The 6,907-nt window shown below is 74.2% G+C and carries 5 protein-coding genes; all 5 read right to left on the bottom strand.

Annotation, left to right across the window (positions count from 1 at the left end; all coding sequences use genetic code 11):
• Positions 1–53: 53 nt before the first annotated feature.
• Entirely contained in the window at positions 54–3,107 is a 3,054-nt protein-coding gene (locus IE249_RS29135; protein WP_189709554.1) for a helix-turn-helix transcriptional regulator, read from the bottom strand.
• Between the two features lie 119 nt (positions 3,108–3,226).
• Positions 3,227–3,412 (bottom strand): hypothetical protein, encoded by a 186-nt coding sequence (locus IE249_RS29130; RefSeq protein WP_189709507.1) that lies wholly within the window; start codon positions 3,410–3,412, stop codon positions 3,227–3,229.
• A gap of 224 nt (positions 3,413–3,636) precedes the next feature.
• Positions 3,637–4,224 (bottom strand): hypothetical protein, encoded by a 588-nt coding sequence (locus IE249_RS29125; protein WP_189709505.1) that lies wholly within the window; start codon positions 4,222–4,224, stop codon positions 3,637–3,639.
• A 46-nt stretch (positions 4,225–4,270) separates the two neighbouring features.
• Positions 4,271–4,846, bottom strand: a complete 576-nt coding sequence (locus IE249_RS29120; RefSeq protein WP_189709503.1) for a GNAT family N-acetyltransferase — start codon at positions 4,844–4,846, stop codon at positions 4,271–4,273.
• On the bottom strand, positions 4,824–6,907 hold a 2,084-nt coding region (locus tag IE249_RS29115), incomplete at its 5' end, for an MMPL family transporter (RefSeq protein WP_229859488.1). The genes IE249_RS29120 and IE249_RS29115, both read right to left, overlap by 23 nt.

The raw sequence follows: 6,907 nt of genomic DNA, 5'->3' as shown, positions 1-6,907 counted from the left end.
TCGAAGACGTTGAACAAGGCCCCTCCCCTGCCGGACTCCTCCACCGTACGGGTCTAGCCGGCCGACCGGGCAGTGAGCCTCTCCTGCTCGAACAGTCCCAGCCGGTGGGCCAGTGCGGCCGCTTCTCCTCTGCCCGAGACGCCGAGTTTGGCGAGGATGTTGGAGACGTGGACGCTCGCCGTCTTCGGGGAGATGAAGAGCTCCTCGGCTATCTGGCGGTTGGTGCGGCCGACCGAGACCAGGCGCAGGACGTCGCGCTCGCGGCTGGTGAGGCCGAGCGACTCCACCGGGTCGGCGGGCTCGTCCGGCCGGCGCGCTGCGGGGCCCACGCCGAGGCGGGCGCGCTGGGCCAGCAGGGCGACGGCGTCGGCGAGGGGGCGGGCGCGCAGGTGCTCGGCGACGGCGTGGGCCAGCCGGAGCAGTTCCGCGGCGCTCTGCCGCCCGTCCTCCTCGCCGGTGGCCAGCAGGGCCTCGGCCAGCCGGTGGCGGACGCGGGCGAGGTCGTAGGGGCGTTCCAGCGCCTCGAAGGCCGTGACGAGCTCGGTCCAGTCCCCCACGGTCGCGCGGCCCTCCGCGCGCAGCAGTTCGGCGCGCACCCAGCGTTCGTAGGCCTGCCAGACGGGGGCGTGGGTGGCCAGCGACTTGGCGGCCAGCCGGATGCGCTCCAGGGTTTCGGCACGGCCCGGGTCGGCGGTGGGGAGTCCGGCCGCACGGGTCTCCACGGCGGCGGCGGTCAGCAGCAGCGGCCAGCCGTAGCGCTGGGTGCCCGGCGGGAAGCCGGCGTCCAGGACCTCTTCGAGTTCGGCGCGGGCGTCCGGCAGGCGGCCCTCGCCCGCGGCGACCGCGATCGCTATGCGGGACAGGGGCAGGGCGTGCTGCGGGGCGTGGTCGTACTTGCCGAAGCTCTCCCGGGCCACGGCCAGTTGGCGCGCGGCCTCGGGCCGGTCGCCGCGCGCGAGGGCCAGTTCGGCGCGGTTCTTGGCGTAGAACGCGTTGGGTTTGGCGCTCTGGCCGACGCGGGCGGACCGGGTCGCCGCCTCGGCCGCCTCGTCCCAGCGGCCCAGGCTGTAGAGCGACTCGGCGAGGTTGCCCCAGATCCAGGCCTCGTGGTCCAGCAGGCCGTGGCTCTGCGTGTAGGCGAGCCCGCGCTCCAGCAGCGGCACTGCGTCACGGGAGCGTCCGACGGCCTCCAGTTCGGACGGCAGGTTGACGTAGGAGCGGCCCGCCACGGCGGAGATGCCGTCCTCCACGGTGCGCCGGTTCACCTCGTGCATCTCGGCGAGTCCGGCCTCGACGTCCCCGGCGTCGACCATGAGGCCGCCCAGGGTGAGGCGGGCGGTCATCTCGATCTCGCGGGCGCCGACCATGCGCGCGTACTCCACGGCCCGCTCGGCGGCGGAGAGGGCGTCGGGTCCCGGCACGTGGACCATGGACCAGTTGGCGACGTTGGCCAGCACCTCCGCGTGGACCTCGGACGGCGGGAGGCCGCGCACGAGTTCCTGCGCGGTGGCCAGTTCCTCCCAGCCGTCGCCGTGGGACTTCAGCTGGACGAGCCGGGAGCGCTGGACCCAGAACCAGGCGGCGCGCAGCGGGTCGTGCTCCTCGTCCAGCAGGCGCAGGGCGCGCTTGGTGATCTTCAGGGCGCGTTCGCGCTCCCCGCACAGGCGGCCGGCGACGGCGGCCTCCGCCATCAGGTCGAGGTAGCGCAGGGGTGTGGTCGCCGGGTCGCAGCCGCAGGGAGGGTAGACCTCGGTGTAGTCGACGGGCCGCAGCCGGGCCCTCACGTCCTCGGGGGCGGAATCCCACAGCTCCATCGCGCGTTCCAGGAGCCTGAGTTGCTCGCTGTAGGCGTGGCGGGAGCGGGCGGTGACGGAGGCTTCCAGGACGGCGGGCAGGGCCTTGGCGGCGTCGTGCGCGTGGTACCAGTAGCTGGCCAGGCGCAGGACGCGGTCGGCGGCGGGGACGAGGGCCGGGTCGGCCTCCAGGGCCTCGGCGTAGCGCCGGTTGAGGCGGGAGCGCTCGCCGGGCAGCAGGTCGTCGCCTACGGCCTCGCGCACCAGGGCGTGCCGGAAGCGGTAGCCGTCGCCGGTGGGCGCGGCGACGAGGATGTTGGCGTTGACGGCGGCGCGCAGCGCCTCGATGAGGTCGTCCTCGGCGAGCCGGGCGACGGCGGCGAGCAGTTCGTACTCGACGGTGGAGCCGCCCTCGGCGGCGATCCGCACGACCCGCTGGGCGGCCTCGGGCAGCGCCTCGACGCGGACGAGGAGCAGGTCGCGCAGGGAGTCGCTGATGCAGGCGCAGCCCTCGGTGGCGCAGACGGCGAGTTCCTCGACGAAGAAGGCGTTGCCGTCGGAGCGCTCGAAGATGTCGTCGACCTGGGCGGGGTCGGGTTCGGCGGCGAGGATGCCGGCGATCTGGCGGCCCACCTCGTGACGGGTGAAGCGGGCGAGTTCGATGCGGCGGACCGTGCGCAGCCGGTCGAGCTCGGCGAGCAGGGGGCGCAGCGGGTGGCGGCGGTGGATGTCGTCGGAGCGGTAGGTGGCCAGGACGACGAGGCGGCCGGTGCGCAGGGTGCGGAAGAGGTAGGCGAGCAGGTGCCGGGTGGAGGCGTCGGCCCAGTGCAGGTCCTCCAGGGCCACGATCACGGTGCGCTCGGCGGCGACGTGTTCGAGCAGGCGCGCGGTGAGCTCGAAGAGGCGGGCCATGCCCTCCTCGTCGTGCCGGCCGCGGCCGCGCGCTGCGGCGGGCTCGCCCAGTTCGGGCAGCAGGCGGGCCAGTTCCTCCTCCTGGCCGGCGGCCGCGGCGGCGAGTTCGCCGGGCAGCTCGCGGACCAGGGCGCGCAGGGCGGTGGAGAAGGGGGCGAACGGCAGTCCGTCCGCGCCGATCTCCACACAGCCGCCGAGCGCCACGACCGCGCCGCGGCGGGCGGCGGCGCAGGCGAACTCCTCGATCAGGCGGGTCTTGCCGACGCCCGCCTCACCACCGATCAGCAACGCCTGCGGCTCTCCCCCGGCGGCGCGGGCGAGCGCGTCGTTCAGCGTGTTCAACTCGTCGGCGCGGCCGACGAACACCGGACTGACGGACCTGGTCTCCACAGCCCCGAGCATCGCACGTGCCTCTGACACCGCGGCACCGGTTTTCCGGGGCGCGGCCACCGGCAGGCGCACGACGCCCGCGCGGGCGGCCCGGTCCACCCCCGTGGGTCCGGGCGTCCGCCCCTGCGGGGTCATGCGGCCCGGGTGAACCGGTGCCGCCGGGACCCCTGGCTATGGGACTCGGCCACGGGGGCTTCGCGGCCGGCACTGCGGCGGCCGGCGCGGCGGCCGCGCAGGGCCTCGCGGGCCAGGCGCTCCTGGTCGGCCTGCCGGCGCAGTTCGGCGGAGCGCATCTGGTGGATCTCGTAGGCGAACATGGCGTACTCCTCGTTCGGTGAGAGGTGATCGTCCGCATCGCGTCCTGCGATGCCATGGACCACCTTCGTCTCCGAGGGGGCCGGCCCGCATCGGGAGAGTTCCGCATCTTCGGGGGTGCCGGGGGCCTTAGACGCGCGGGAGGGGTCCCGGGGCCGCCGTAAGGTACTTACGGCGGCCCCGGGACCCCTCGCCGGGCCGGGGTTCGTCCGGGTGTTCCCGCCGGTCAGGCGGACGGAAGTCCGAGCAGGGCGTCGGTGTACTTCAGGACGGCCAGCAGCAGGCCGACGATCCCGAGGACGACACCGGCCCAGGCGGCCGACCTGATCCACGGCGCCTGCGCGCGGCCGGGCGCCCCGAACGCGGGCCGGGCCAGCACGACCACGCCGACGACGAGCGCGGCCAGCGCGAACAGCCCGCCCCACAGCGCGGTGGTGTGCCAGGCGTCGCCGTAGACCTCCTTGATCTGCGTGGCCACGCTCGCCGAGGTGGAGGTCCGCAACTGGCCCACGAGCTGTTCGCGGGCCCCGGCCACCGTGCCGATCCAGCTGCCGCTCAGCGAGACCAGGCCGAGCGCGGCGGAGACGAGGGCTCCGGCGCCCTGCCCGACCCCGGAGGGGCCCTCCTCACCACCGGGCTCGTCCGGCTCCGCGCCCTCCCCGGTCACGGCCGCCGCCGTCTCCTGGTCGTCCTTCGCACCGGCGGCCTCGTCGGCCTCCGTCACGGTCCCGTTCGCCTCGGTGGCCTCAGTGGCCTCAGGGGCCTCGGCCCCGCTCGTCGTTGCTTCCGTCTCGTCCGCAGTCCTGGTTCCCATGCCGAGCACCGTACGGACGCTGTCTGAGAGGTCCCTTAATGATCGCCTAGTGACCGCCGCGTGCGGCACGCGCGCGCGTGGCACGCCACTCGGGGGCGAGCACCGCCCAGATCTCGGTGTCCTGGCGAACGCCCCGGTAGGGGTAGCTCTCGCGGAGCACTCCCTCGCGGCTCATGCCGAGGCGCCGGGCCACGGCGATGCTCGCCTCGTTGGCCGACGACACGTGCCACTCCACGCGGTGCATGCCGCGCTCCTCGACGGCCCAGTCGATCAGCACCCGCGCCCCGCGCGTGACCAGCCCCCGGCCGGTTCCGGCCGGCTCCAGCCAGCACCCGGCCTCGCACATCCCGGCCGCCGCGTCGAAGACCCGGAAGAGCAGCCCGCCGACCAGCTTCCCCTCCAGCCACAACCCGTGCAGGAAGCCGCTGTCGGCGGCGCGCTTGTCGGCGTAGGACCGCAGGACGGCGCGCGCGGACTCGGTGTCCGTCACGTTCGCGCCGAACGGGATGTGCCGCGTGATGAACTCGCGCCCCCGGTTCAGGTGCGCGAGGAACTCCTCGGCGTGCCAGGGCTCCAGGGGCCGCAGTTCGGCTCCGTCGTCACCCAGGGATATCGCGTACATCCGCCTGCGTCTCCTTCGCCAGTTCCGCCACGGCCGCCGTGACCTCCTGCGTGAGCCTCTCATGGGCGGCGCGGCACTCGGGCGGTTCGATGCTGATCCGGGGCAGTACGCGGTCCAGGCGGCGCGGCAGCCACCAGTTGGCGTTGCCGAGCAGGTGCATCAGGGCGGGCACCAGCAGGGTGCGCAGGACGAAGGCGTCCAGGGCGACGGCGGCGGCCAGCGCGATGCCGAACATCGCGATCACCCGGTCGCCGCTGAGCACGAAGGCGAGGAAGACGGAGATCATGATGACCGCGGCCGAGTTGATCACCCGGCTGGTCTCGGCGAGGCCCACGCGCACGGCCCGCCGGTTGTCGCCGGTCTCCAGCCACTCCTCGTACATCCGGCTGACCAGGAAGACCTGGTAGTCCATGGAGAGCCCGAAGAGCACCGACACCATGATCACGGGCAGGAACGGCTCCACGGGTCCGGCCCGGCCGAGGCCGAGGAACTCGCTGCCCCAGCCCCACTGGAAGATCACGACGACGACCCCGAACGCGGCGGCCACGGCGGCTATGTTCATGGCGGCCGCCTTGAGCGGGATGCCGATGGACCGGAAGGCGAGCAGGAGCAGCAGGCAGCCGAGGCTCACGACCACGCCGACGAACAGCGGCAGTCTGCCGACGATGACGCCGGCGAAGTCGTCGTACCCGGCGGTGATCCCGCCGACGTGCACGTCGAGCCCGGTACCGGTCTCGGCGCGCGGCAGCACCTCGGCGCGCAGCCGGTCGACGAGGTCGCTGGTGCGCTGCGACTGGGGCGCGGAGTCGGGGACGACGCTCAGGTAGGCGGTGGTGCCGCCGGTGTCGTAGGTGACCGGGGTGACGGCGGCGACGCCCTCGGTGCCGCGCAGGGTGGTGTCGAGGTTGTCCAGGGCGAGCCGGTCCTCGGCGCCGTCGACGCGGGTCACCAGGGTGAGCGGCCCGTTGACGCCCGGTCCGAATCCCTCGGCGACGAGGTCGTACGCCCGCCGGGTGGTCGTCGAACCCGGGTCGTTGCCCTGGTCGGAGGTGCCGAGGTGGAGGGAGAGCGTGGGCAGCGCGAGCAGGGTGACGACGCCCAGGGCGAGGGCGCCGAGCAGTTTGGGGTGGCGCTCGACGAAGGCCGACCAGCGGGCGGCGAACCCGGTGGGCAGCTCGGGTTCGGGGCCGTGCTCCACCAGTCGGCGCCGCTCGCGGCGGCTCAGGGCGCGCGGGCCGATGAAGGACAGCAGCGCGGGCAGCAGCGTCACTGAGGCGGCCACGGCGAGGACGACCGTCAACGAGGCGGCGATCGCCACCCCGTTGAGGAAGCCGAGCCGCAGGATGAGCATGCCGAGCAGCGCGATGCAAACGGTGGCACCCGCGAAGACGACGGCCCGGCCGGTGGTGGCGGTGGCGCTCGTGGCGGCCTCGGCGGTGCCCAGTCCGCGTTTGAGGCCGCGCCGGTGCCGGGTGACGATGAACAGCGCGTAGTCGATGCCGACGCCGAGCCCGATCAGCATGCCGAGCATGGGCGCGAAGTCGGCCACCGTCATGGCGTGGCCGAGCAGTTCGATGGCGGAGTAGGCGGTGCCGACGCTGACCAGCGCGGTGGCGATGGGCAGCAGGGCGGCGGCGAGCGAGCCGAACGCCACCAGCAGCACCGCGGCGGCCACGGCCACGCCGACGATCTCGGCGACATGCCCGCCGGAGGACTGGGTGAGGCTGATCGCGCTGCCGCCGAGTTCCACCTGGAGCCCGTCGGCCTCGGCGGCCCTGGCCGCGTGGACCACGGCCTCGGCCTGCGGTTTGGTGACGTCCTGGGCGGGGCGGTCGAAGGTGACGGTCGCGTACGCGGTGTGCCCGTCCCGGCTGATCCGGCCGGGACCCTGGCCGCCCTTGTAGGGGCTGGTCACGGAGGCCACGGCGGGCAGGGCGGCGATCCGGTCCAGGGCGCCGGACATCGTCTGCTCGACGTCGGCGGCGCGGACGGTGCCCGAGGTGGTGTGCCAGACGACGGTGTCGCTGTCGCCGCCGAGCCCGGGGAAGCCCTCCTGCAGCA

This window comes from Streptomyces anandii JCM 4720 (assembly GCF_014650655.1).
In the GTDB taxonomy this organism is placed as follows: Bacteria; Actinomycetota; Actinomycetes; order Streptomycetales; family Streptomycetaceae; genus Streptomyces; species Streptomyces anandii.
Note: the sequence above shows the minus strand (reverse complement) of the source record. Positions and strands in the feature narration are given on the sequence as shown.

Bases quoted from the DNA above. Each gene is read 5' to 3' on its own strand.
- IE249_RS29135 (WP_189709554.1), bottom strand. From the start codon at position 3,107: ATGCTCGGGGCTGTGGAGACCAGGTCCGTCAGTCCGGTGTTCGTCGGC.
- IE249_RS29130 (WP_189709507.1), bottom strand. From the start codon at position 3,412: ATGTTCGCCTACGAGATCCACCAGATGCGCTCCGCCGAACTGCGCCGG.
- IE249_RS29125 (WP_189709505.1), bottom strand. From the start codon at position 4,224: ATGGGAACCAGGACTGCGGACGAGACGGAAGCAACGACGAGCGGGGCC.
- IE249_RS29120 (WP_189709503.1), bottom strand. From the start codon at position 4,846: ATGTACGCGATATCCCTGGGTGACGACGGAGCCGAACTGCGGCCCCTG.